This is a genomic window from Yoonia sp. 2307UL14-13 (assembly GCF_037572755.1).
In the GTDB taxonomy this organism is placed as follows: Bacteria; Pseudomonadota; Alphaproteobacteria; order Rhodobacterales; family Rhodobacteraceae; genus Yoonia.
Map to the genome: position 1 here is coordinate 72187 of NZ_JBBIFZ010000002.1, position 23606 is coordinate 95792.

Genomic DNA, 23606 nt, shown 5'->3' on the forward strand with positions numbered 1-23606 from the left:
CATTGCCGTCGGCATCGACAAGCGTCACCGGCACACCCGCAACGCCCATCTCATCCGTATCCACACCGTCGTCATCGGCGTCCATAAACACACGACCCGTCAGCGCGCCAACGTCAGGGGCCGGGGCCTCGAGCCCCGCATCCACGTCACGGATATCCGCGCCGATGCCGAGGCTGATCGGCGCGGTGCGGCCGTCGGCGCCCGCATCGCTGTCGGCGGTATCGTCGTCGCCCGCATCCTGATCGACCAGGATCAGGTCGTTGAAGGTCGGCGGGAAGCCCACGACATAATCGCCTGCATCCAGGTCCTCGAACAGGTAATTGCCCTCGTCATCGGTGGTCGTCGTGGCGATCTCGTTGCCATCGGCGTCAAACAGCGTCACCGGCACACCCGCCAGGGCGGCTTCGTCGCCGTTATTGTTGTCGATACTGTCATCGTCGCTATCGACAAACACCCGCCCGCCGAGCGACGCCGTGCCGGGGTCTTCGAGACCCGCATCCACGTCACGGATATCCTCGCCGATCGCCAACGGGATCACGGCGGTCGCACCTGTCCCCTGATCCGCATCGCTGTCGGCACTGTCATCGTCGCCCGCATCCTGATCAACAAGCGTCAGCCCATCCACATCGGTGGGGAAGACGACGACATAATCGCCCGCATCCAGGTCTTCGAAGAGGTAATTGCCGTCGTCATCGGTGGTCGTCGTCGCCACTTCGTTGCCGTCGCCATCCTGCAGCGTGACGAGCACGCCCGCCACGGCGGCTTCGTCGCCGTTATTGTTGTCGATGCTGTCATCGTCGCTATCGACGAAGACCCGTCCGCCGAGCGAGGCGGTGCCGGGGTCGCTGACGCCTGCGTCGACATCGGTGATCGCGTCGCCCACGCCCACGCTGATCGGCGCCGTCGCGCCCGTGGTCGGGTCGGCGTCGCTGTCGACAGCGTCGTCATCGCCCTGATCCTGCGCGACCAGTACCTTGCCGTCCGCGGTGGTCGTCGGGAACACCACGACGTAATCACCCGCATCGAGGTCCTCGAAGACATATGACCCATCCGCGCCCGTGGTCGTCGTCGCCACGTCGTTGCCATCCGCATCCTGCAGCGTCACCGGCACACCGGCGACACCCATCTCGGCATCATCGACGCCGTCATCATCACCATCCATGAAGATCCGACCCGCCAGAGACGCCGTGCCCGGATCGACCAGGCCCGCATCCACGTCTTCGGTCGTCGCGCCCGCCACGACCGTGATCGGCCCGGTCTGTCCGGTCGCATCCGCGTCGCTGTCGATCGTATCGTCATCGCCCGCATCCTGACCGGCAAAGACCTTGTCCGTCGGATTGCCGAACTGCACCACGTAATCGTCACCCGGCGCCAGCCCGTCGAAGCTGTAGCTGCCATCCGCGCCCGTCTCGGTCTGCGCCACCGTCACGCCGCCCTGCAACAGCGTCACCACCGCACCGGCGACGGGCATGTCGCCATCGCTTTGCGTGTCGGACTTGTCCGCATCCATGAACAGGACACCGGTGATCGCACCCGCCGCGGGCGCGGTGATCCCCGCATCCACGTCCCGGATCGCATCGCCGATCGCCACCGGGATCACTGCCGTGGCCCCCGTGGTCGGGTCCGCATCGCTGTCCGCCGTCTCGTCACCGCCCTGGTCCTGGGCCACAAGGCCCTGGCCATCCACATCCGTCGGGAACACCACCACATAATCGCCCGCCGCAAGGTCTTCGAACAGGTAGGACCCGTCATCGCCCGTGACCTGCTCGGCGATCACATTGCCATCGCCATCCTGCAGGATCACCGTCTGACCGCCGATCCCGGCTTCGTCGCCATTGCCGTTGTCGATCGCGTCATCGTCGCTATCGGCGAACAGACGCCCGCCGAGCGAGGCGGTGCCCGGATCGGCCAGACCCGCATCGACATCTTCCGTCGTCTCACCGGCCACAACCGTGATCGGCGCCGTCAGACCCGTCGCCGGATCGGCGTCGCTGTCGACAGCGTCGTCGTCACCCGCATCCTGATCCACCAGCACCTTGCCGTCATCGGTCACCGTCGGGAACCGCACGCTGTAGCTGCCCGGCACCACATCGGCAAACACATAGGATCCGTCCGCCCCCGTCGTCACCGTGGCGACGTCATTGCCGTCGGCATCGACAAGCGTCACCGGCACACCCGCAACGCCCATCTCATCCGTATCCACACCGTCGTCATCGGCGTCCATAAACACACGACCCGTCAGCGCGCCAACGTCAGGGGCCGCGCCGGGTGCCCAGCACAGATCGTCGATCGCGCCGGAGCTGACCAATGCGATTTCCATCTGTGTGACGTCCGCGGCATCAAGGGCGATGGTCTGTTCGCTGTTATCACCGGTCGCCGGGATCGGAATGATGCGGGTTTCACCGGACGCCAAGGTAAGCGTAATCGTACCGCCCTCTTGCTCGATATCGAAGATTTTGATGTTGTGGAGGTCGGAAGGTGCGTCGAAGTCGAATGTAATCATACCGCCAAGCGCATCGTCCGGATCGCTGCTGTCATTGTCTTCGGAGATGATCAGCAGGTTGCCTTGGTCGGCAAAGGCAAGATCGGTGTCGCCACCGGTCGGGTTGGCGCTGTCGAACAACATCGCGTCATTGGCATCGGTGTTGTCGCGGTCACGCTGCGCGGTGATCGTGACGCCGGCGAATTGATCGCTGACGACCGTGCCGGCGGCGACTCCTTCGAAATCGAGCAAACTGAAGCCATCCGGGCAAATCTGACCGTCCTGGCAGAGTTCGATCCGGTCGATGCGGACGTATTCGTGGCCGTCACCTGCGGCCTGGATCGCCACGCGGTCACCGGGGGCAAGGGCGATGTCAGGGAATGTGATCTCCGAGAACCGCCCATCGTCACTGCCACGACCGTCGCTATCGGCATCGAGAACTGCAGTACCGACGATTTCACCATTCACGAGGATGCTGATTTCGGACTGACCATCGCTTTCGTCCTGAACGAACAGCGACAGATCATACGCCCCGGCTGCTCCGTTGAAATCGGTGCTGATCTCACCTTTGCCGCCGAAATGTTCGAGACGCACCAAACCACCATCCGATGCATTATCGCCATGTCGGATACGGAAGCCCGACAAATCCATCGTCTCGGCCTCGATGACGATGCAGACGGGATCAGTGGCCTCATCGACGTTTCGGACCTTCACCCAAAGCGTCTTTTCGGTCACGCCGCCCTTCCCATCATCCGCACGAACGGTGACGTCGTAGGTATTATCCTGACGAAAAACATCAGTCGGGTTCTCGAAATCGGGCGGTGTGACGAAGCTGAGCGCGCCGGATTCCGGATCGATCATGAAGGCATCGCTATCCGCACCCGGGACAATCGAATAGGTGATCGCGTCACCGTCATCATCGGTGGCGTCTATATCGATCACGTCATCGCTGTTCTCTGCGATCTCGATGACGCCGTTTCCAGGAAGGTTGTCGAATTCGGGAGCGTTGTTTTTGGGGTCGACCGCGGGCCGGTCCATGAAATCGTCGTAAGGGATCCCGCTACCGTTTACATCGTGCACGTCGACGATGACCAATTCCGTTCCCGCTGGCGGCACCGCACCGACAAAGCTAAAAAAGTCATCGCCCCGACCCGGGGCGTGATATCCTTCTATTTCGATTTCGGCCAATCGGTAATATTCGCCATCGGACCCGCATAGAATAAAGACCTGTTCCACATACATGTCGCGACCGGGAATAGCGTGGCCGTTGACGAAAGCCTTTTGGTCGTGATCCGTCGACTTGTCATTACACTTATCGCCACTCAACTTGCGATCGTCGTCACGCACGCTGAGTTCGAAATCTGCCCGTGCCGGCATGTCGAAAACATCGCCGACGCTAATTGAATGATCGCGCGGACGCCCCGCCAGAAGGTCATTTTCGGAAAAGGCAAACCAACGATAATTCTGATACGTCATGCGGATGTCCCCCAGTGTGACGCGCCCTCAAGGCGCGGCAGGTTCCATTATTGTGGTTGGATGTGGTGTCGGTGATAGCAAAGCATTCAGCGTTGGTGGGATTGCAGATGCACGCGACTTGCCCAGCGGAGTCGACCGCTGGACGACTTGAACGTCACGAACACACTGCATCATTATCAGTACCCCCACACAACAATACTCGTATACCAGATGGAAAAAAATGTTCCTGTATGGCTAGTTAGAGCCATTGTCGACGATTCGGTCAAGCGGTCGGGCCACTCCGTCGGTGGTGACCCGGCAAATTACAGCTGGTTTCTAAAAATATGGGTTGTGCTTTCACCTGTTACGCTGGCAAGTGATTCTACAGTTCTGCGCTGGCTGAGCGAAAAATCGCTTCTTTTCGACATCAGTATGGAAACAATCGGACCCCACACGCTCAATCTTTCCCAATAAACATCGGCCTTTGGCGTCATGCTTACTTTTTAGGCGGGTGCAAATAGCAGAATGACTTTCAATAGCCCTTAGTAGAAATAGATCAATCCATACATACTTAAACGCGACAAACCTATCTTAGGCGCTAACCATTTAATCCATGTCCTAAAAAAGAATGCGGGAAAAGTTGAACTCTCTGGCCTTCTATTTCATTTTCGGTTTCCCGTCTGTGCGGTCCGAAATCAGCATTCTCGCAAATAATGAGGTTCCCGCGAAGCTTCTCGGTTGACACGGATTGATCTGATCACTTCACTGGATGATGATGAGGTTATTGTGGGAAATACAAATGAAAATGCGTAAATTAGCGTTGGTTTTGACCGCAGCTATAATTGCCACGTCCTCCGCCTCTTTCGCCGGGGGATTGGCGGATGCCATTGTAGAGCGTGAACCTGTTGCAGTTGCGCCAGCGCAGGCAAATACCGCAAATGCACTGCCGGGATGGGTTTTACCAGCGGCTGCGTTGCTACTTCTTGGTGCAGTGGCTGCGAATGGCAGCGGCGATGGAGGTGGTGGTGACTCGGGTGGCGATGGCACACCGCCAGTCAGTGCAATCGACCCCAAGTAAGGATCGCGTGTGATAACGCCGCCCGACAAGAGGCGGCGAAAACAGTTTTGATCTAGGACGTCACCGATTTAGCACTGCCACCGCAAGTATACCCGTCGGGGTGGCTTTGCAGTGGTGTGATGTTCTGTTCCGCCAGAACGCAGCTTTGCGAAGTGTTATCCCATACCGTTCCCACGGCACAGCTTGGTGCGCTTTGAAGGGGCGTTATCTCTTCGGTCGCCGTTTGTGCGAGCGCGCTGAACGGGAGCAGTGCCAGCGTGCAGATCATCAGTCGCATGTCGTACCTCCTATATGTTGACTTGGGGAAAAGAATAGCGCCAAATCCTGATTTATCAAAGTGCGCATAGGTCCAAGGCCTAGTAGTTTACTGTCGCACCCGTTTCGATCGCTTGGGCGAGCGATGTTTCCGACCAGCTTCCGCGCCCGCCGCGAATTCGGATTTCGACCAGCTGTGTTTGCGCCAACGCCATCCGACCAGAGGTGACATGGCCCTGACCCATGTAAGAACGCGCAAGAAGGTTGTTCGCGTCCTGCGCCAATGCGGCATCGTAGAAGGCCATTCCGCGGGCGATGTCGCCAGTCTGGCGATGCAGGAAGCCATAATACGTCAGAACCAAGCTGTCGTCGGTATCCGTAATGCTGTTCAGAATGTCGAAAGCCGCCGCGTAGTGACCGCGATAGGCCAGGGCCCGCACGTCATCCAATCTTGCGCTGTCATCGTTGGTGCTGTCCTCGGGGGACATGCAGCTTTGCGTGGCCAAGTCCCAAATCTGACCCTCTGGACAATTCTCGGTCGTTTCTGTCGGTGCGGGTGGCTTCGGATCCGCGCTGCCCGCGGCGAAAGCACCGAACGGCGTAAGGACGACGGCAAGGGTGGCGAGGCGCATTCTGATCTCCTGACTTGTTCATCGTCGAGATAGGCCGCAGGCGGCGCGGGGCCAGCTAGAAAAGTCCGATGATCACGCAGAGCCATGCAATGCCGACGCCGACGGAGGATACGGCCACGGCGGCGGAACCCGCATCCTTGGCCTGTTTCGCTGCATCGCGCCGATCGAGACTGATATCATCGACCACCCGTTCTATCGCGGTGTTCATACACTCGGCCGCCATGACGAGAACACCGCCCATCAGCAGCATCCCCCGTTCGCCGGCAGACAGCGGCAGGATGAAGGCGAGTATACCGAAGACGATATTCGCGACCATCCATTGCCGCAGCGATCCTTCGGTTCGCCAGACATGGATCAAACCGTCCCACGACCAGATGATCCGCTGCCGCACCCGCAAAATCTGTTGCCTCAGCATCGCTTACCTCTCTTCACAAAATCTTTGCCAAATTGGGCGATCCTGACGGAGATGCCAAGTCTTAGGCAAATGACCCTACGAAACGTTTGATCTGTCAGGTGCAGCGTCTACGGTTTGGTGGAGCGAAGGAGTTTGCCATGTACCCCAGTTATGCCCGATCGGAACGGATAGCGGATGGCGCGATGCATGCCGTCGGCGTGATCGGTGCCGTAAGCGGCGCAATCGTCCTGATCATCTGGGTGGCGGGCATGTCGAGCCCGGGTCAGATCGCCGCGGTTTCGATCTATGGCGCGACACTGATCGGCACATTCGTCGCATCCGCATTGTATCACATGACCCCCTGGGAAAACCTGCGCCCCGCATTTCGGCGCATGGATCATGCCGCGATCTATCTGAAAATCGCGGGTACATATACACCGCTTGTCGTGATGATCGGTAACGCATTTGCCTACGCCGTGCTGGGCGTGGTTTGGGCGCTGGCCGTGATAGGGATTGTTCTGAAACTGTTTTTCTGGCGCAAACCGGGGCAGTTCGGGCCGGCCCTGTACCTGATCATGGGCTGGCTGAGCCTTTTGCTGATCTGGTCGCTGTGGCCGATCATGCCGGGTGTCGCCATGGCGCTGATCGCGACAGGTGGTCTGCTTTATACCGCAGGTGTCTATTTCTACGCCGCGGAGGGAATGAAATTCTCGAACGCGATCTGGCATGGTTTCGTCGTCGTTGCCTCGGCCTGCTTTTTTGCGGCGATCGCGGTTGGCGCCGGTGCGATGAGTTAGGGTACCGGATCAAGAAAAGACCATGTCTCGGCGCCGTCAAAGCGACGGATCGGAACCGTTGCGATCACGTCGGGCGGGGCGAGCAGAAGGTTGACAGCCATGCGCGGCGTCTCACCTTCCATCAGCAAATTTTCCCAATGGCTGGTGCAGCCACAGATGCGGCAACTGTGGAAAGCAAGTGATTTCCCACCATGCGCATAGCTGATGGTGGGGCCAGTTACCGTGACCTGCGGAATTGGCGCGTAAATCCACAACGCACCGATCTTGCGGCAGACACTGCAGTTACATGACGTCGCCCAGCGCGGTGTGTGCCGGAAAATGTAATTGACGGCACCGCAATGGCATCGACCTTCGATGGTCATGGTTCGCCTCCTCTTGGACCGGTAAGGCTCACTGCTGCATTTCGGGCATGTGACGTAGGGTAAGGAAACCCGGACCTGACATTGTGACAATGCGCACATACCCTGCATTCACGTAATGTTAACGTGTTGCCAAGGGCGATGAGTTTTCAAGCCCCCAGGCTTTTAACGATGACCATATTGTAAGTTTTGATGAGTATCTATTTTAACCATTCCGACCGCCCGCATGATCGCCGGCACGTGATCATGCCGGGCCGGTTCGGAAACCGTCGCATATTACGCGACAAATGGTGCCGCTACGCCACGACATAGGGCAATCATCCCCCGCCCGACCGTCATAGGCAATGATCCAATGGTGTCCGGATCATACAAGCGGCCTACACCATTTCCATCCGCCTGTGTCGTCCCACACAGGCGGATGATCTTTTTGGGGGGTCATTTAACGGGCATCCAAATCTCGACCACACCGCGCCCCGTCGCCAGATCGAAACGCTGATCGTAAATTTCGAAATCCGGCGCACTGCGTAGTTGGTGCCCACTTTCAGGCAAGGCCTTGTTCCAGATGGTATAGACCGTTTTCGGCAGGTCGCTGATATGGCCGCTGTGTTGGAAAACGGCGTAACGCCCGGCGGGGATATCGACCGAATCCATACCTTTGGGAAGCGTGCCTTCGGCATTTTCCATGCCGGCCACATAGCGAAAATGCCCACTGTCATCTGCATCGCAACAGACGCCATAGGCTGGGCCGGGTGTTTCGGACACTTCCCCTTCGCGCGCGTTGAACTGCTGCCAAAGGCCGGGAATGGCGCTGTTGTCTTCGAACGTGCATTGCGCGCTGATACCCACGATCCGAAAGGCAACACGTTCCATGATATTCGGCGCGGCTACATCGACCAGCATGTCTTTTTTCATTTTCAAGGGCTCCATCAGGATCAGGGATTGCGTTGACCGGGCCTTGCGCACTGCTTCGGGCGTGACCCCGAAGTAGTTTGCGAATGCCCGGGTGAACGCGGCATGAGAGCCGTATTGGATATCGAGCGCCACTTGCAGAATATCTGCATCGCCGTCGGCCAGCATCTGTGCTGCGCACGACAACCGCCGCGCCCGCAGATAAGTCATTGGGGCCAGCCCAGTCGCCTGCCGAAAGGCCCGCGACATGTGATAGGGGCTGACCGCGCAGGCCGATGCCAGATCATTCAGCGATATGGCTTCGGTCAGGCGGAGTTCGATCAGCCAGGCAAGTTTTGCGACCAGCGACATGCATACCCTCGCTTACGTTCACGAGGGCCAGCTTAACGTCATATCGCTCCTGCCGCTTGATCGCACTTGCTATTTTGCCGGATCAGAGGCCCGCGGCCACCCTTTCAACCGTCCGCAGCCGATCGGCATTGGCGGGGTGTGTGCCAAGGAAACGGTTGCCCGGATCAGGAATGCGGAAAAAGAACTGAGCCCCCTTTAGCGGATCGTAACCGGAGGCCGCGGCGATACGTGTTCCAAGTGCATCCGCCTCGAGCTCGAATTCTTTCGAATACGTGCGCGCGCCGACGGTCGCCCCGATCTGCTGTGCGGTATCGATCGAATTCGGAGCCCCGAGCGCGCCAGCGAGCTGACCGAATACGATGGCACCGACGGTCGCATTTTGCTGCTGTCGTGCGATGTGACCCTGAATGTGATGCGCAGCTTCATGCGCCATCACGAAGGCGATTTCGTCCTGATTGCGTGCATCCGCGATCAACGGCACGGTGAAACCGATGATCGGACGTCCGCTACGGTCGAGCGTTTGGTAAGCGTTGATCCCTTGTCCAGACCGTTCATCGATGATGATGCGAAAATCGCAATTCAGGTTTGGCGCACGCTGACGGCAGACTTGTTCGGCAACAGGTTCGACACGTGCTTTGGCCCTGTTGAAATTCGCAAGCGCCGCCCGAGTCGACAGTTTCGGGGTGGCCTGCTGTTGCTGGACTCTCGGCGCGTCGACGGGCGCTTGCTCGACGACCGGTTCACACGCGGCAAGAACCGCAATCAAAGCCAATGGTAAAATGCGCATTCTTCTCTCCCAATCGTTGGTCGAGGCCGACTTTAGCACGTCACACTGGACCGACCAGACCCAAAGGCCTTGCACGGCAGATTGCAGCGGCTAGGGTCGGTCCCATGTTTACGATCGAACACGAATATGATGCGACGATCGTCACCTTGATCGACGAAGGCAAAGCGCCGCTGATCGAGGATATCACGATCAGCGCGTTCGAGGATTGCGTGACCTTGCGCCAGGCCGACCCACGCACGGACGAGATCGTGCAGATTACCCTCTCGATGAGCCAACTGCGCGATTTGCGCGCCGCACTGGACCTGCCCGAGGGTGTGTATCAGTTGAAAAAGGTCTAGGTGGTGACGACCGGGTTCTTTTGGGATGAGAAGTGCTTTTGGCATGCGGGTGGCAACTATGCCGGGATGTTACCGGTCGGTGGACTGGTGCAGCCCTTACCGGGCGGATTGCCTGAAAATCCCGAAAGCAAACGCCGCCTGAAAAACCTGATCGACGTGACGGGTCTGGCCAAGGAATTGTTGATGTCAGGTGCCACAGCAGCGACGATGGACGATCTGCGGCGCGTGCATCCTGAACGTTATCTCAGCGCATTCAAGACCTTGTCGGACGACCAAGGAGGTGAGATCGGATTGCGCGCGCCCTTTGGTCCGGGTGGGTTCGAGATTGCCGCGCTGTCGGCTGGTTTGGCCAAGGCGGCATTGTTTGCGGTCCTGTGCGGCGAATTGAGTAATGCCTACGCCCTGTCTCGACCGCCCGGCCATCACTGCCTTCCCGACCGCCCTAATGGATTTTGCCTGCTGAACAATATCGGCATCGCGATCGAAGCAGCCAGAGCCGCCGGACTGGCCGGGCGGTTTGCCGTTTTGGACTGGGATGTTCACCACGGTAACGGCACCGAGGCGGTGTTCTATGATCGTGCGGATGTGCTGACGGTTTCGCTACATCAGGATCGGAATTATCCGATGGATACCGGCGCCTTCACGGATCGCGGCGCTGATGTCGGCCAGGGTTTCAACCTCAATATTCCTCTGCCACCTGGAACGGGCCATCATGGTTATCTGTCAGCTATGAATCGGGTGGCCCTGCCCGCGATCCGCGCGTTTCGGCCCGATGTCTTGATTGTCGCCTGTGGTTTCGATGCCTCTGCGAATGATCCATTGGGCCGTATGCTGGCAACATCAGAGACCTTCGGCGCGATGACCCAACAGGTGATGGATCTGACCGCTGACGTTTGCAATGGCCGTTTGGTCATGGTGCATGAGGGTGGATATTCCGAGGTTTATGTGCCGTTCTGCGGGCACCGTGTGCTGGAGGTGATGTCTGGCAGCGACGTGCATGCGCCTGATCCGATGGCCGCGACGTTCGACCTGCGTCAGCCAGATGTACGACTCGATACATTCCTGGATGGCATATTGGACGACATGGCCAACGCGCTGGCGTAGCTTGCCATCATCAAGGGCCGCACATAGGTGAGACTGGCTGACAGAAAGGATCGCCATGCCCACCCCGAATCCCGCCGCCCTCGATTTTCTGCTGAACCGCCGATCACGCCCTGCGAAGACATTGGCGACACCGGTGCCGGACAACAGGGCTCTCGAGACGATCCTGACTGCCGCCGCCCGGACGCCAGATCACGGCAAGCTGGAGCCATGGCGATTCATCGTGCTGCAAAAGACCGCCCTGCTGCGTTTGGCAGCGATGGTGCCGGAACGCGGTACTGCACTGGGCCATGCGCCGGAACAGATCGAAAAGGCACGCCTCCAATATGCGAATGCCGATCTGGCCGTCGCCGTCATCAGCAGCCCGAAAACCTCCGAAAAAATCCCTGAGATCGAGCAGGTCTATTCCGCGGGCGCCGCATGCCTTGCGCTTTTGAACGCGGCGCTGGCGTCGGGGTGGGGCGCGAACTGGCTGTCTGGCTGGCCCAGCCATGATCGGGAATTCATACGTGACGGGCTTGGCCTTGCTGACCACGAACATGTCGCGGGCCTGATCCATTTGGGAACCGAAACGACCGCGCCCCCAGAGCGGCCACGGCCCGATCTGGGGGCTATCACGACTTGGGTCGACACGTGATATTCGCAGATTTCGCGAAGGCGTTGGCGCAGTTGCCCGACCGCAGATTTCGAGGTGTCCTTTGGCGCGGGATCGCCTTGACCCTTGCTTTGCTTGTGGCGGTTTATGCGCTGCTTTTGTGGCTGGTCGAATGGCTGACGCAGGGCCCTGTGTCGCTGCCTTTCGCGGGCGAGGTCACGTGGCTGGGCGATTTATTGAGCTGGGGGTCACTTGGCCTTGTCATCGTCCTGTCGATTTTTCTGATGATCCCGGTGGCATCGGCCATTACCTCCCTGTTCCTCGACGAGATCGCGCAAGCGGTCGAGGATAAGCATCACCCGCATCTGCCCCCTGCTCGTAAGGTCGGATTCAGCGAGGGTTTGCGCGATACGGTCAATTTTCTTGGCGTGTTGGTCGGGGCCAACATCATGGCCTTTATTCTTTACGTGATCTTTCCGTTCGCCGCGGTCTTTATCTTTTATGCATTGAACGGTTTTCTGCTGGGCCGCGAATATTTCCAGCTTGCGGCGATGCGCCGCGAAGGGCGCGAAGGTGCCCGCGCGTTGCGCGAAAAACATGCGGGCCAGATCTGGTTGGCGGGTTGTCTTATGGCGTTGCCGCTATCTTTCCCACTGATCAATTTGGTGATCCCGATCCTAGGGGCCGCGACCTTTACTCACCTCTATCATCGCCTGCGCTGACGGCAGGTGTCGCCATCCGGTCGAACCAGTCGATATCACGAACCGAAATCACCCCAGACAAGATTGTGCCTGCGATGATTGCCCATATCGGCAGGGCCCAATAGGTGGTGACCCTGGCCTTGCGCCCGATTTGCGCATCCGCGGGTGCCGAGGCGTGGGTGCCTTCGACGATGTCGCCTGTTTCACCCTGTGTGGTCAGCCGCAATGGCAGCACCACGAAAAACACCATCGCCCAGACGACGGCAAAAAGAACGATGGCTGAGACGAGGCCCATTATTATTCCTCACATTGTCTGCGCCCTGTGACCTACGCCAATCCGGCGTCGAGACAAGGGGTGATGTCTTGTGGGGGTCACTTTGACCATCAGTATCGTTCCGCTATCTCTTAGGTATGCGACTGTTCCTTCTTCTGACGTGCCTTGCAACGCCACTATCCGCATGGGAGTTTCGGTCGGACCCGATCTGTACGCTGGCGCGCAATGGGGTTGTGGTGACCTTCGACCCCGACCTGCCAGAGTATCGTATCGCGATCACATTGCCATCGGGCGTGTGGCCCGAGGCGCCGATATTCGGGATCGCTTTCGACGGTGTGCGATCCTTCGTCATTCAAACCGATCGCCACATGCTAAGCACCGATGGCACTACGCTGACCGTCGTCGATCGCGGATTTGGCAACGTATTGGATGGCCTGGAGTTCGGCACCCGGGCGGTTGCGTTTGCTGGGGAGGCATCGGTGAACATCCCGCTTGACGATATCGGCCCCGCGATCCGCGCCTTTCGCGATTGCCCCAGCGACGCCTTGTCCTGAGATGGCGCGGCGTGATCCGATCAATGCCACCGATGAAGAAGCACGTCAGCTCGCCCGTGATCTGCTGCGCGGCGTGCGCTACGGCGCATTGGCCGTCACCCTGCCTGAACGACCAGTGCCGTATGTCGCGCGGGTCGCGATGATTTGGGCGGATGGCACATTACTGACGCTGATTTCGACGCTATCCACCCATACCGCTGCCCTGCAGGCCAACCGCGCATGCGCGGTATTGGTCGGTGAACCGGGTGACAAAGTTGATCCACTGACACATCCGCGTATGACGCTGCTATGCGACGCGATTGAAGCCGACAAAGCTGCATGGAAACAACGTTGGCTGACGGCGATACCCAAAGCGCAGTTGTACTACGATTTCACCGATTTCCTTATGTTCGAATTGATACCGACAGAGGTGCATCTGAACGGTGGCTTCGGCAAGGCGTATCGGCTGGCCCCCTCCGATTTGACCTGACTACCACCCCATCGTTTCGGGGCTGCCTTTGATCGTGCCGGTCAGGTTGGCTGTCACCCAGCCTCCGTAGAAATCACCCGGTTGGGGCATCACCTTTTCGTCGCCGACATAGCAGACATCGACCGCACTGGCGTAGAAGGCCAACATGTCCTTGATCGGCGCGAAGCGGTTGTTCGGTTTGGGATAACCCCAAGCCGCATCCCGGGCCGCGCCGATATGGAAATACGCGGCCCGCCCCTTCCATTCGCAATGGCTGACCCGTCGAGACGGGGACAGCATTTCCATCTGCACATCTTCGGGCGGGATGTAGTATGTTGGGGCGTGATGGGTTTCTAGCACGCGCCAGCCATTCGTTGTGTCAGCAATGGTTTGATCACCGACCAAAACGCGCAATCGCTCTGACACTTTTTCAAGCGCGGGCGGGCGCGGATAGTCTTGGACATTTTCAGTAGGTAAAGACATACGACAGACATGGCTGCCGCGCCTTGAACGTCAAGGCTCAGGCTCTGCCGAGACCCAACAGAATGACGTTGCCTTCTTTCCACATGCCTTTGATCAGGAAACCCTTGTCGCCGACCTTGGGAAATCGCTGCTTCCAGTCGAGGAAGCGGTCATTCGTGACAACGCGCAGGTCATCATTGACAGCCCGTTCGAGCAGGACCTCATCCGCGGGCGTGCGCGAGGGTGCGACGGTCACTTGCGCCGGGGGCAAATCGAGGCGCGCGGCAAGGTCCGCCGGTTTGATCTTTTTGTCGAAAAGTTTGTAGCCGACATTCGCGTCGAAATAGACAAACGGTTGCATCCCCCGGCGCTTCAATTCCGCCAGCACACGACTGAGGACCGCTACCGACGGTTCACCCGCCCAGTGCATGACGTTAGATCCATCAACAACGATCGGGCGACCAGGTGACACTTGTTTGACGGGGTGCTGCGGTTTGGGGCGTCGTGACCACAATGCAAATCGGGTCAGATAGCCCAGCGTCAAAAGACCGAAGACGACAAAGATGCCTTTGCCGATCCCGTCTATAATCCGCGCCTTTTCCGCATTTTCGGGAAGAACCGCCGCGCAGAAAACCAGCAGCGTCAGTAGCCCGATCAACGTTCCTTTCATCAACCGCATGTATTGTACCCGTCGTCACCTATCGATGCTACAATCACACGTAATGGGTGCATCCCAAAGGCAGGATCGGGGTGATTTTATGGCCCTTCCAGCCCTTTCAGGATCGGGCAGTCAGGACGCGCATCACCTGCGCAGCGATCGACCAAATCGGCAAGCGTATCGCGCACCGCCATCAGCCCGGCGATCTTGTCGTCAATCTCGCTCAGATGGTCCTTGGCGATGGCGCGCACCTCGGCGCTCGCCCGCGTCTGATCTTCCCAAAGCGCGAGAAGGTTGCGGCAATCCTTGATAGAAAAACCCAGCTGTCGTGCGCGGGCAAGGAAGGTGAGTTTATGTGCATCCGCGTCCCTGAAGACGCGGTAGCCATTGGCGCTCCGTCGCGGGACGACCAGCCCGATATCTTCATAGTACCGGATCGTTTTGGCGGGCAGGCCGGTGCGGGCGGCGGTATCTCCGATATTCATGAGGCTTCGATTCGTTTCAAGCGAAGCGCATTGGTGACGACCAAAACGCTCGATAGTGCCATCGCCCCGGCAGCAAGGCCCGGTGAAAGAAGAATGCCGGTCATTGGGAACAGAACACCAGCCGCGATGGGGATGAGCATGATGTTATAGCCGAAGGCCCAGAAAAGATTTTGTTTGATGTTGCGCATGGTAGCGCGGCTGATCCTGAGTGCGTTGAGAACCCCGTTGGGATTGCCGGACATCAACACAACGGCGGCGGTTTCGACCGCGACATCGGTGCCTGTGCCAATCGCGATCCCCACATCAGCGGCTGCGAGCGCGGGTGAGTCGTTGATCCCGTCACCCACAAAGGCGACCTTTCGACCGTTTTGCTGCAGTTCGCGGATGGCATCGACTTTTCCATCCGGACGCACCTCGGCAATCAGGTGATCAATACCCAGTTTCGTTGCCACGACCTGTCCGGTGCGTTCGGTATCGCCTGTGATCAGCGCCACCTGTTTGCCTTGGGATTTCAGTCGTTGGATGACACGGGCGGCCTCTGGCCGGATTTCGTCGGCGATCCCGAGCATGCCCGCCAGTTGCCCGTCAACGGCGACAAGGACGGGGGTTTTGCCCGCGTCGGCAAGGCTGTCGGTGTCCGCAGTCTCGATACCCAATTCGTCAAACCATCGGGCGGTGCCGATCCGGATATGGCGCCCCTTGACCATGCCTGACAGACCCTTGCCCGTGTGAGTTTCAAAATGGCTGACCTCGGGCAGGGTAACAGGCGCAGCGGCAAGGATCGCTTGGGCCAGTGGGTGTTCCGACCGTTTTTCGACCGCCGCAACGTCGCGCAAAAGCGCGTCCTGATCACCGCTAAGGGCGGTGACATCGGTCAGCGTTGGCTTGCCTTTCGTCAGCGTGCCGGTTTTGTCGAAGGCCACGACATCCACCTGCCCCAATGTCTGCAATGCATCGCCCTGCCGGAACAGCACACCCAGATTGGCCGCCTGCCCAGTGCCCACCATGATCGCCGTCGGCGTCGCAAGCCCCATCGCACAGGGGCAGGCGATGATCAGGACAGAGACACCTGCGACCAGTGCATAAGACACGACGGGGCTTGGGCCGAATACAAGCCATGTGATGAACGTGACGGTTGCGATCGCGATGACCAACGGAACGAACCAGGCTGTGATCCGGTTTACGAGGTCCTGCACCGGCAGCCGCGCGCCTTGTGCGTCCTGCACCATAGTGATGATCTGGGACAGGACGGTATCAGCACCGATCTTCGTGGCCTGCATGGTCAGCGTACCAGTTCCGTTGATCGTCCCGCCCACGACAGGATCGCCGGTGATTTTGGTGACAGGCAGCGGCTCACCGCTGATCATGCTTTCATCTACGGCGCTTTCACCTTCTGTCACCGTGCCATCTGTCGGGATGCGTTCGCCTGGGCGGATAATCAAAGTGTCATCAATCTGAATGTCGGTGATGGCGATATCGACCTCGGCCCCGTCGCGCAAAACGCGCGCTGTTTTCGGCCGTAGCCCGGCCAGCGCGCGGATCGCAGCCCCCGTGCGGCTTTTGGCGCGCGCTTCCAGCCAACGACCAAGAAGGATCAGGGTCACGATGACCGCGGCGGCCTCGTAATAGACGACCCGCGTGCCTTCGGGCAAAAGGTTCGGCGCAAACAGGGCGGTCGTCGAAAACAGCCATGCCGCGCTCGTGCCTAGAACGACCAGCGCGTTCATATCCGGCGCGCGGCGAAGCAGGGACGGGACACCCTTGGTGAAAAAGACCTGACCCGGCCAGACCAGCACCGCGGTAGCGAGCACGCACTGGATCAACCAGCTGTTCTGGTGGCCAATCGTTTGCCCGATCCAGTGATGGAAGGCCGGGACGACATGACCGCCCATTTCGAGAACGAAGACCGGGATGGTCAGGGCGGCTGCAATTAGGAATTGACGGCGAAAGCTGTTTGCTTCGTCTGACTGATGATCTGTTTCCGTGTCGGTTTGCAATGTCGCTTCGTAGCCGGCAGATGCAATCGCTGCCTTCAGCGGTTCGCGTTGCCCCAGAGTGGTCACATGGGCGCTGCCCTGCGCGAGATTGACCTGCGCGGACAGGACACCGGGAACCGCCAATAGCGCCCCTTCGACCCGGCCCACGCATGATGCGCAATGCATGCCCTCGATCATGAGATCCACCTGCGTCGGCACTGCCGGATAGCCAGCGTCCTGCAATGCGTCAGAGACGTCCTGTGTTACACTCTTCTCCAGCGTCACAGCCGCGCTAGTATCAGCAAGATTCACATGCACCGCGCGCACACCCGGCACCGCGTTGATCGCCCTTTCCGCGCGAGCGACACAAGATCCGCATGACAGCCCGTCCAGCGGGAATTTGAGGGTTGTCTGCTCCATACCGCATTACATAAGGGTTCCAGTAATAGGAAGGTCAAGGGACGTTGACATATGCGTCAATATGTAATTATGTAATTACATGTTTACTGATTTAGCCATGGATCGCGTCTTTGCCGCGCTTTCGCATACCAGCCGCCGAGAGATGCTGGACCTTTTGCGCGAGACGCCGGGGATCAGCGTCGGTGATCTGGCGGCCAATTTCGATGTGACACGGATCGCTGTGATGAACCATTTGAAGGTGCTGGAAGACGCGCAACTGGTCATCAGCGAAAAGGATGGCCGCATGCGCCGCCTTTATCTGAATGCCGTTCCGATCCAGGCGATCTATGACCGCTGGACCGACTCATTTTCCGCCCATTGGCTCGACCGCATGAGCCTTGTCAAAGCCGTCGCTGAGGCTGCAGCCAAGACCACGAAGGACCCAAACAAATGAACACCACCACAACCAACATCAACCGCGTGCTGATCAATGCGCCGATTGAAGTAGTCTGGAACACATTGGTCAAAACAGACGAGGCGCTGCCGTTTTTCTTCGGTGCGGTCTGCGAAACCAAGGACGGGATGCGGGCGGGTGCGAACTATCGGATGGTCAGCGCCAATCGCAAAGTGGCGATGGTGGTAGGCGAAGTGCTGCGGTTCGAGCCGCCGCATGTCTATGCGCATACCTTCACGATGACGAATATCGACGAACCGCCAGTGACCGTGACCTATTCGCTGACCGAAAAAGACGGCGGCACAGAATTCGAGTTGCGGATCGACGACCTGGTGCCCGGCAGCAAGCTGGCCAAGGAAATGGTGTCTTCGCAGGGCTTTATCGCCAGCAACCTGAAATCGTTGTGCGAGCGAGGCAAACCAGCCTTTACGGGTCGCATGGTTGGTGTTCTTGGCCCTGTCTTCGCGCGGCTAGCCAAGAAATCTCAGGCGGTGGAGAACTGGCCGCTCTGACGGGAGGGGCGCGGACAATGCCGCGCCCCTTTGTGATCAACCTTTGCCTTTCCAAGGCACCAGCCAGCTTTCCGCTTTTCGCATCAGCATGTCGATCCCGAAACCGATGATCCCGATCAGGATGATCCCCATGACGACAATATAGGTTTGCTGGAACTTGGACGCAGTCGTGATCATCATGCCTGCGCCCACATTGGCGGCGACAAGCTCTGCCGCGACCACCGTCCCCCAGCATACCCCCATGGCGACGCGGGCCGCCGTGAAGATTTCGGGTAGCGAGTTGGGAATGATAACGTAACGCAGAATTTGCCACTTGGACGCACCCAACGAATAGGCGGCGTGCACCTTTGAGATGTTGACACCGGACACGCCCGCGCGCGCGCCAATGGCCATGATCCAGAGGGCCGCAAGAAACAGCAGCACCACCTTTCCGGTTTCGTCGATGCCGAACCAGATGATCACCAGCGGGATCAGCGCCAGCGGGGGAACCGGGCGCATGAATTCCACGATCGGGTCGAACCAGCCGCGGAACCAATCGCTCAGGCCCATCGCGTAGCCGAGCGGGATACCGACAAGGGCACCTACGGCAAAGCCTGCCAGCACGCGGAAAAGCGACCAGCCCAGATGCTCAAGCAACGTAAACTGGCGGAACCCGTCAGTGGCGACTTCGGTCAGCGCCTGCCAGACCCGTTCGGGCGATGGCAGGTAAAGCGGCTGCATCTGAAAGCCCTGATCGGGGACGAAGTTCAGCGCGCCGCGCGCGTTCATGGTGATTTCGCCATCGGCTGTGCTGACGCTCTGGTTGGGCCCGATGGGCTTTCCGTCGATCGCGGTGATCGCATAGCTGTCTGCATCACTGCCTTCATCGTTGTTTTCCATGCGGATGATTTTGGAACGATAGATGCCCACGGTTGCTACGTCGTTCTTGGCAAAACCGTCGCCGGGGTCGATTTCGGGATCGTCGACATCGGCGCCGACTTCGTGCACGCGAACGGTAACGGTGGCATCATCCGTTTCACCCGCCGCGTTTGTGGCGGTGTAGGTGAAGGTCGTATCACCCTCGAACGGGCCGGGCACCTTGATGGGAGAGAGGGAAGAGCCGGTGAAGGCACCCCAGATCAGGAACAGCACCACAATCGAAATGACTGACGCCCAGCGATTGGGCCGAACGGCGCTTTCATCGCCGAAGGTCACTGTCTTGAGCGAGGTGAAATCCTTGGGCTTTGACTTGGCCGTCAACAGATTGACCAGAAACATCGACCCGGCGAAAAGCCCGATATAGGCCGCGAGAATAAGCAATCCGGTCATATCAAGCGTCCTCCGTCCGGCCCATGATTTCTTCTTCCATTTCCCAGATCATCGACAGGATCTCTTCGCGAACGGAGTTGAATTCGGGGTGTTTCTTGACGATCCGCAAATCCTGATCGACGCCCATTTCCGCGAAGGGAAGATTATATTCCTTGTGGATACGGCCCGGGCGCGGCGCCATGACCAGCAACCGTTCACCCAGCAAAAGCGCCTCTTCGACCGAGTGGGTGATCAGGATGATCGTCTTGCCGGTCTCTTTCCATAGTTTCAGGACCAGCCCCTGCATCTTTTCACGGGTCAGCGCGTCGAGCGCACCCAATGGTTCGTCCATCAGGATCACGTCCGGCTCATTGGCGAGACAGCGGGCAAGAGCCACGCGCTGCTGCATCCCGCCCGACAATTCGTAGATCGCCTTTTCCTTGAAATCGGCCAGACCGGTGATCTCAAGCAGATGATCGGCGGTTTTGCGGCGTTCTGCTGATGGCGTGCCCTTCATCAACGGACCGAATTCAACGTTTTCCCTGACGCTCATCCATTCGAACAGCGCGCCTTTCTGAAAAACCATCCCACGTTCGGCATCCGGGCCGGTCACACGGTGGCCGTTGAGGATAATCTTCCCCTCGGTCGGGGCAAGGAAACCAGCGACGATGTTCAACAGCGTGGTCTTGCCGCAACCGGATGGCCCCAGCACGCTCAGCAATTCGCCGTTCTTCAGGTCAAGGGTCACGTCTTTCAGCGCTTGCACGTAGGACCCGTTCGGCAGGTCGAAGCGCATCGAGATATTCTCGATGGATAGTCCGGTCATATGTCGTCTCCCGAGCCGTCGTTTTCACGACGCACGATTGGTGGTCAAAGGGCGGCCCGTTGGCCGCCCTTCAAGGAATTTACATCTGGGATGCTTCTTCGAGCGGCCCGGTATTGATCGCGTCCTCATAGCTGTCGAGCGCGGAGGGGATCGATCCGGCATCCACAAAGACATCCGCCACACCTTTCATGAAGGTCGCCGCGTTGCCGCCGAACCATGTCTCGGACAGCTGTTCTTCGATCGTCGGGAACGAGAAGGTCGCGATATTGCCACGGGCAGCTTCCAATTCCTGACCCGACTCCTCAGCGATGATTTCAAGCATCGCTTCGTCCTGATTTGCGGCCCATTCGGCATTGGCGTCTGCAGTCACCTTCAGGAATTTGGCGACCATCTCAGGGTTCTCGGCCACGAACTCGGCCGGGGCCGAAGTGACGTCAAAGACCAGAATGCCCAGCTCTTCTTTTTCCGCGCCGGTCAGGAGGACGTTGCCGTTCTCTTTCATGGTGTTCAGACCACCGCCGAAACCACAGGCCCAATCGACCGCGCCTTGCGCAAGCGCTGCAGCACCTTCCGGTGGTGCCATATCGACAACTTCGAGGCTGCCAAGATCAATTCCGAAATGTTCGACCTGCCGCAGGAAACCGTAATGAGCAGCGGTCCCAAGTGGTACGGCCACCTTGGTGCCGTTCAGGTCTGTGGCATTGTCCTTGGTGATGTCCATCGCCGCACCGGCAACGCAGTTGTCGTTTTCCGAATAAGAAACAGCCACGTCAACGACTTGCAGATCCTGCCCGGCAGAGGCCGCGACCACGAAAGGCGGCACACCCTGGCTGACCGCCAGGTGGACGTCACCCGCAGCCATAGCCGCCGACATGGCAGTTCCCGTGTCGAAACTGACCCACTTCACGGTGACGCCCAGCGCCTCGTCATATGTGCCGCGGTTTTTGGCCGCCAGCATAGGCATGGGCCATTCCAGGAAGTAGGCGACGGTAATCTCTTCGAGGTGGCCGTCGGCAAAAGCAGCCTGTGAACCAGCCATCATTGCGACGCTGGCAGCAGCGCCCATCAGTGCACTTTTGATTTTCATGTGTGTCTCCCGTGTTGTGCCTCGATAACAGAGGCGGAACTTGGCGCAATGTCACCCGCGCTCGTGTTGTAGATGATCATGCTTTTCAGGCGGTTCCTAGCCCTCTTAAGCATCACAGCTGTTGTGATCAGACGATGCTCCAACCGTTTCTTGTCGGCGCGATCCTCGCCTGCTCGGGGAGAGCGAAAGAAATTCGTGACCCGGGGTCAATCATTGGCTGTCGCAGCAGTATAGCGTGGTGCGACCAGCCGATTGACTACAAACTGGACTTTTGCAAAACTAATCAGCGACTTAGGTCGATTGTATGCGATAGTAGCGCGATATCGCGCCTCTGATGTGGCCTTATTTAACAAAGTCAACTGGCCCTATCCGATACGCATGTAGTATACAAAATGTGCGGAAAGAATGCGCAAGCGAAGGAATTGGATTCGCTTTGCACCACCCCACCAACAGCGGAGTTGCCGATATGGATGATCATTCCTTTTCCAACGATCCCGAATACGTGGTCGAAGCCGACCGTGCCCATGTTTGGCATCATCTAAGTCAGCACAAACCTTACGAGACCATCGACCCCCGCATCATCGTCGAGGGCAAGGGCCTGCGGGTGTGGGACATCAAAGGCAAGGAACATATCGATGCTGTCTCTGGTGGTGTGTGGACCGTGAATGTCGGCTATGGTCGCGAACGGATTGCCAAGGCGGTGGCCGATCAGATTACCAAGATGTGCTTCTTCGGCGGCACCGCTGGCACGATCCCGGGGGCGCGTTTTTCGGACATGTTGACCGAAAAAATGCCCGGACTCGACCGGGTCTATTACGCCAACTCCGGGTCGGAGGCGAACGAAAAGGCGTTCAAGATGGTCCGCCAGATCAGCCACAAGCATTATGGCGGGAAGAAGCAGAAAATTCTATATCGCGAGCGTGATTATCACGGCACCACCATCGCCGCCCTATCCGCCGGTGGGCAGGACGAGCGGAATGCGCAATATGGTCCTTTCACCCCCGGTTTCATTCGGGTTCCACATTGTCTGGAATATCGCAGCCAAGACGATTCAACCGGCGAGGAATATGGCGAAAAAGCCGCGCAGGCCATCGAGGATGTGATCCTTGCCGAAGGGCCCGATACGATCGGCGCGCTCTGCCTAGAGCCGATCACGGCAGGGGGCGGGATCATCGTGCCGCCCAAGGGTTATTGGGACCGCGTGCAGGAGATTTGCAAAAAATACGACATCCTGCTGCATATCGATGAGGTTGTCTGCGGCCTCGGACGGACGGGTACATGGTTCGGCTATCAGCAATTCGGCGTGCAGCCGGATATTGTGACAATGGCGAAGGGCGTGGCGTCCGGCTATGCTGCGATTTCGTGCTGCGTGACGACCAATGAAGTGTTCGAAATGTTCAAGGACGACACCGATCACCTGAGCTATTTCCGCGATATCTCGACCTTTGGAGGCTGCACCGCCGGTCCCGCCGCGGCGATCGAGAACATGAAGATCATCGAGGAAGAAGACCTGTTGGGGAATTCCGCCGCGATGGGCGATCACCTGATGGGCAACCTGTCGGCCCTCATGGGCAAGCATAAATGGATCGGTGACATCCGGGGCAAAGGTCTGTTTGCAGGCGCCGAACTGGTCAACGACCGCGCCACGAAAGAGCCCATCGACGAAAAGCACACAATGGCCATTGTGGCAGACTGCATGGCGCAAGGCGTGATCGTCGGTGCAACCAACCGGTCACTGCCGGGCTATAACAACACGCTGCTTTTTGCGCCGGCCCTGATCGCAACCAAGGACGATCTGGATCAGATCACCGATGCGGTCGATCAGGCGATCACGCGCGTTCTGGGTTGAATATAATGCGTGCCCGTATGTCATGCGGGCACGCGGTTTCAAACGTCGGTAAACCTTTCGCTCGGCGCGGTACGGCTGATCTGTTTGACACAGGCCACTTG

Annotated in this window: 27 protein-coding genes; 12 read left to right on the forward strand and 15 right to left on the reverse strand. The window is 58.7% G+C overall.

The window, feature by feature from the left end:
* Nucleotides 1-3958 (reverse strand): SdrD B-like domain-containing protein (locus tag V8J85_RS07780; RefSeq protein ID WP_339953155.1); only part of this gene is annotated, 3958 nt, incomplete at its 3' end.
* 147 nt (nt 3959-4105) lie between these two features.
* Between V8J85_RS07780 and V8J85_RS07785 the strand changes: the two genes are divergently transcribed.
* Entirely contained in the window at nt 4106-4411 is a 306-nt protein-coding gene (locus V8J85_RS07785; RefSeq protein WP_339953156.1) for a hypothetical protein, read from the forward strand.
* A 325-nt stretch (nt 4412-4736) separates the two neighbouring features.
* Nucleotides 4737-5015 carry a hypothetical protein gene (locus V8J85_RS07790; protein WP_339953157.1) on the forward strand — a complete coding sequence of 93 codons (279 nt, stop codon included), beginning with the start codon at nt 4737-4739 and terminating at the stop codon, nt 5013-5015.
* Between the two features lie 52 nt (nt 5016-5067).
* Here the strand turns inward: V8J85_RS07790 and V8J85_RS07795 are convergent, their stop codons facing one another.
* The 3 genes from V8J85_RS07795 to V8J85_RS07805 all read right to left on the reverse strand — a co-directional run bounded on the left by V8J85_RS07795 (nt 5068) and on the right by V8J85_RS07805 (nt 6317).
* A complete protein-coding gene (locus V8J85_RS07795; protein ID WP_339953158.1) occupies nt 5068-5292 on the reverse strand; it encodes a hypothetical protein in 225 nt (74 codons plus the stop codon).
* A 79-nt stretch (nt 5293-5371) separates the two neighbouring features.
* Entirely contained in the window at nt 5372-5902 is a 531-nt protein-coding gene (locus tag V8J85_RS07800; protein ID WP_339953159.1) for a tetratricopeptide repeat protein, read from the reverse strand.
* Nucleotides 5903-5957: 55 nt separating this feature from the next.
* Nucleotides 5958-6317, reverse strand: coding sequence for a diacylglycerol kinase (locus V8J85_RS07805; RefSeq protein ID WP_339953160.1), 360 nt, complete (start codon nt 6315-6317; stop codon nt 5958-5960).
* Between the two features lie 137 nt (nt 6318-6454).
* On the opposite strand from V8J85_RS07805, the gene trhA reads away from it, so the two are divergent.
* A complete protein-coding gene (gene trhA, locus V8J85_RS07810) occupies nt 6455-7093 on the forward strand; it encodes a PAQR family membrane homeostasis protein TrhA (protein ID WP_339953161.1) in 639 nt (212 codons plus the stop codon).
* On the opposite strand, the gene V8J85_RS07815 is transcribed toward trhA, so the two are convergent.
* From V8J85_RS07815 to V8J85_RS07825, 3 genes are all read right to left on the reverse strand, one after another.
* On the reverse strand, nt 7090-7455 hold the full coding sequence (locus tag V8J85_RS07815; RefSeq protein ID WP_339953162.1) for a GFA family protein: 366 nt from the start codon (nt 7453-7455) through the stop codon (nt 7090-7092). The genes trhA and V8J85_RS07815 overlap by 4 nt on opposite strands.
* Nucleotides 7456-7887: 432 nt before the next feature.
* Nucleotides 7888-8712 carry an AraC family transcriptional regulator gene (locus V8J85_RS07820; protein WP_339953163.1) on the reverse strand — a complete coding sequence of 275 codons (825 nt, stop codon included), beginning with the start codon at nt 8710-8712 and terminating at the stop codon, nt 7888-7890.
* Nucleotides 8713-8794: 82 nt separating this feature from the next.
* Entirely contained in the window at nt 8795-9499 is a 705-nt protein-coding gene (locus V8J85_RS07825; protein ID WP_339953164.1) for a M48 family metallopeptidase, read from the reverse strand.
* Nucleotides 9500-9603: 104 nt separating this feature from the next.
* Here V8J85_RS07825 and V8J85_RS07830 point away from each other — a divergent pair, with 104 nt between their 5' ends.
* The 4 genes from V8J85_RS07830 to V8J85_RS07845 are packed head-to-tail and all read left to right on the forward strand — an operon-like array spanning nt 9604 to nt 12255.
* On the forward strand, nt 9604-9837 hold the full coding sequence (locus V8J85_RS07830; RefSeq protein WP_339953165.1) for a hypothetical protein: 234 nt from the start codon (nt 9604-9606) through the stop codon (nt 9835-9837).
* A gap of 3 nt (nt 9838-9840) precedes the next feature.
* On the forward strand, nt 9841-10941 hold the full coding sequence (locus tag V8J85_RS07835) for a class II histone deacetylase (protein ID WP_339953166.1): 1101 nt from the start codon (nt 9841-9843) through the stop codon (nt 10939-10941).
* A 55-nt stretch (nt 10942-10996) separates the two neighbouring features.
* Nucleotides 10997-11575, forward strand: coding sequence for a nitroreductase family protein (locus V8J85_RS07840; RefSeq protein ID WP_339953167.1), 579 nt, complete (start codon nt 10997-10999; stop codon nt 11573-11575).
* Nucleotides 11572-12255 (forward strand): EI24 domain-containing protein, encoded by a 684-nt coding sequence (locus tag V8J85_RS07845; protein WP_339953168.1) that lies wholly within the window; start codon nt 11572-11574, stop codon nt 12253-12255. Before V8J85_RS07840 ends, V8J85_RS07845 begins: the two co-directional genes overlap by 4 nt.
* Here the strand turns inward: V8J85_RS07845 and V8J85_RS07850 are convergent.
* Nucleotides 12227-12529, reverse strand: coding sequence for a DUF1467 family protein (locus tag V8J85_RS07850; protein WP_339953169.1), 303 nt, complete (start codon nt 12527-12529; stop codon nt 12227-12229). The two genes, V8J85_RS07845 and V8J85_RS07850, sit on opposite strands and share 29 nt — an antisense overlap.
* A 116-nt stretch (nt 12530-12645) precedes the next feature.
* On the opposite strand from V8J85_RS07850, the gene V8J85_RS07855 reads away from it, so the two are divergent.
* Entirely contained in the window at nt 12646-13062 is a 417-nt protein-coding gene (locus tag V8J85_RS07855; RefSeq protein ID WP_339953170.1) for an excinuclease ABC subunit B, read from the forward strand.
* Nucleotide 13063: 1 nt separating this feature from the next.
* Entirely contained in the window at nt 13064-13531 is a 468-nt protein-coding gene (locus tag V8J85_RS07860) for a HugZ family pyridoxamine 5'-phosphate oxidase (protein WP_339953171.1), read from the forward strand.
* Here the strand turns inward: V8J85_RS07860 and V8J85_RS07865 are convergent, their stop codons facing one another.
* From V8J85_RS07865 to V8J85_RS07880, 4 genes are all read right to left on the reverse strand, one after another.
* Nucleotides 13532-13993 (reverse strand): DUF427 domain-containing protein, encoded by a 462-nt coding sequence (locus V8J85_RS07865; RefSeq protein WP_339953172.1) that lies wholly within the window; start codon nt 13991-13993, stop codon nt 13532-13534.
* A 37-nt stretch (nt 13994-14030) separates the two neighbouring features.
* Nucleotides 14031-14651: an NYN domain-containing protein gene (locus V8J85_RS07870; protein ID WP_339953173.1), complete on the reverse strand. Its 621-nt coding sequence runs from the start codon at nt 14649-14651 to the stop codon at nt 14031-14033.
* 77 nt (nt 14652-14728) lie between these two features.
* Complete coding sequence (cueR, locus tag V8J85_RS07875; protein ID WP_339953174.1) at nt 14729-15115, reverse strand: Cu(I)-responsive transcriptional regulator; 387 nt, start codon at nt 15113-15115, stop codon at nt 14729-14731.
* The gene (locus V8J85_RS07880; RefSeq protein ID WP_339953175.1) at nt 15112-17511 is read right to left on the reverse strand and encodes a heavy metal translocating P-type ATPase; all 2400 of its coding nucleotides are present in this window, start codon (nt 17509-17511) and stop codon (nt 15112-15114) included. Before V8J85_RS07880 ends, cueR begins: the two co-directional genes overlap by 4 nt.
* 79 nt (nt 17512-17590) lie before the next feature.
* On the opposite strand from V8J85_RS07880, the gene V8J85_RS07885 reads away from it, so the two are divergent.
* Both V8J85_RS07885 and V8J85_RS07890 read left to right on the forward strand, forming a co-directional pair.
* On the forward strand, nt 17591-17944 hold the full coding sequence (locus V8J85_RS07885; RefSeq protein ID WP_339953176.1) for an ArsR/SmtB family transcription factor: 354 nt from the start codon (nt 17591-17593) through the stop codon (nt 17942-17944).
* The gene (locus V8J85_RS07890; protein WP_339953177.1) at nt 17941-18456 is read left to right on the forward strand and encodes an SRPBCC domain-containing protein; all 516 of its coding nucleotides are present in this window, start codon (nt 17941-17943) and stop codon (nt 18454-18456) included. The genes V8J85_RS07885 and V8J85_RS07890 overlap by 4 nt, the downstream gene beginning before the upstream one ends.
* A 36-nt stretch (nt 18457-18492) precedes the next feature.
* Here V8J85_RS07890 and V8J85_RS07895 read toward each other — a convergent pair whose 3' ends face one another.
* The 3 genes from V8J85_RS07895 to V8J85_RS07905 form a co-directional block, all read right to left on the reverse strand.
* Nucleotides 18493-19755, reverse strand: coding sequence for an ABC transporter permease subunit (locus tag V8J85_RS07895; protein ID WP_339953492.1), 1263 nt, complete (start codon nt 19753-19755; stop codon nt 18493-18495).
* A 10-nt stretch (nt 19756-19765) separates the two neighbouring features.
* Complete coding sequence (locus tag V8J85_RS07900; protein ID WP_339953178.1) at nt 19766-20569, reverse strand: taurine ABC transporter ATP-binding protein; 804 nt, start codon at nt 20567-20569, stop codon at nt 19766-19768.
* Between the two features lie 79 nt (nt 20570-20648).
* Complete coding sequence (locus V8J85_RS07905; RefSeq protein ID WP_339953179.1) at nt 20649-21656, reverse strand: taurine ABC transporter substrate-binding protein; 1008 nt, start codon at nt 21654-21656, stop codon at nt 20649-20651.
* A gap of 466 nt (nt 21657-22122) precedes the next feature.
* Here V8J85_RS07905 and V8J85_RS07910 point away from each other — a divergent pair, with 466 nt between their 5' ends.
* On the forward strand, nt 22123-23505 hold the full coding sequence (locus V8J85_RS07910) for an aminotransferase family protein (RefSeq protein WP_339953180.1): 1383 nt from the start codon (nt 22123-22125) through the stop codon (nt 23503-23505).
* Nucleotides 23506-23606: the final 101 nt, after the last annotated feature.

What these genes read in the sequence shown, in the direction of transcription:
- V8J85_RS07860 (WP_339953171.1), top strand. Translation starts at nt 13,064, where the DNA reads ATGGCGCGGCGTGATCCGATCAATGCCACCGATGAAGAAGCACGTCAG.
- V8J85_RS07795 (WP_339953158.1), bottom strand. Translation starts at nt 5,292, where the DNA reads ATGCGACTGATGATCTGCACGCTGGCACTGCTCCCGTTCAGCGCGCTC.
- trhA (WP_339953161.1), top strand. Translation starts at nt 6,455, where the DNA reads ATGTACCCCAGTTATGCCCGATCGGAACGGATAGCGGATGGCGCGATG.
- V8J85_RS07910 (WP_339953180.1), top strand. Translation starts at nt 22,123, where the DNA reads ATGGATGATCATTCCTTTTCCAACGATCCCGAATACGTGGTCGAAGCC.
- V8J85_RS07830 (WP_339953165.1), top strand. Translation starts at nt 9,604, where the DNA reads ATGTTTACGATCGAACACGAATATGATGCGACGATCGTCACCTTGATC.
- cueR (WP_339953174.1), bottom strand. Translation starts at nt 15,115, where the DNA reads ATGAATATCGGAGATACCGCCGCCCGCACCGGCCTGCCCGCCAAAACG.
- V8J85_RS07840 (WP_339953167.1), top strand. Translation starts at nt 10,997, where the DNA reads ATGCCCACCCCGAATCCCGCCGCCCTCGATTTTCTGCTGAACCGCCGA.
- V8J85_RS07800 (WP_339953159.1), bottom strand. Translation starts at nt 5,902, where the DNA reads ATGCGCCTCGCCACCCTTGCCGTCGTCCTTACGCCGTTCGGTGCTTTC.
- V8J85_RS07900 (WP_339953178.1), bottom strand. Translation starts at nt 20,569, where the DNA reads ATGACCGGACTATCCATCGAGAATATCTCGATGCGCTTCGACCTGCCG.
- V8J85_RS07820 (WP_339953163.1), bottom strand. Translation starts at nt 8,712, where the DNA reads ATGTCGCTGGTCGCAAAACTTGCCTGGCTGATCGAACTCCGCCTGACC.
- V8J85_RS07805 (WP_339953160.1), bottom strand. Translation starts at nt 6,317, where the DNA reads ATGCTGAGGCAACAGATTTTGCGGGTGCGGCAGCGGATCATCTGGTCG.
- V8J85_RS07870 (WP_339953173.1), bottom strand. Translation starts at nt 14,651, where the DNA reads ATGCGGTTGATGAAAGGAACGTTGATCGGGCTACTGACGCTGCTGGTT.
- V8J85_RS07885 (WP_339953176.1), top strand. Translation starts at nt 17,591, where the DNA reads ATGTTTACTGATTTAGCCATGGATCGCGTCTTTGCCGCGCTTTCGCAT.
- V8J85_RS07905 (WP_339953179.1), bottom strand. Translation starts at nt 21,656, where the DNA reads ATGAAAATCAAAAGTGCACTGATGGGCGCTGCTGCCAGCGTCGCAATG.
- V8J85_RS07855 (WP_339953170.1), top strand. Translation starts at nt 12,646, where the DNA reads ATGCGACTGTTCCTTCTTCTGACGTGCCTTGCAACGCCACTATCCGCA.
- V8J85_RS07815 (WP_339953162.1), bottom strand. Translation starts at nt 7,455, where the DNA reads ATGACCATCGAAGGTCGATGCCATTGCGGTGCCGTCAATTACATTTTC.
- V8J85_RS07865 (WP_339953172.1), bottom strand. Translation starts at nt 13,993, where the DNA reads ATGTCTTTACCTACTGAAAATGTCCAAGACTATCCGCGCCCGCCCGCG.
- V8J85_RS07890 (WP_339953177.1), top strand. Translation starts at nt 17,941, where the DNA reads ATGAACACCACCACAACCAACATCAACCGCGTGCTGATCAATGCGCCG.
- V8J85_RS07790 (WP_339953157.1), top strand. Translation starts at nt 4,737, where the DNA reads ATGAAAATGCGTAAATTAGCGTTGGTTTTGACCGCAGCTATAATTGCC.
- V8J85_RS07880 (WP_339953175.1), bottom strand. Translation starts at nt 17,511, where the DNA reads ATGGAGCAGACAACCCTCAAATTCCCGCTGGACGGGCTGTCATGCGGA.
- V8J85_RS07850 (WP_339953169.1), bottom strand. Translation starts at nt 12,529, where the DNA reads ATGGGCCTCGTCTCAGCCATCGTTCTTTTTGCCGTCGTCTGGGCGATG.
- V8J85_RS07825 (WP_339953164.1), bottom strand. Translation starts at nt 9,499, where the DNA reads ATGCGCATTTTACCATTGGCTTTGATTGCGGTTCTTGCCGCGTGTGAA.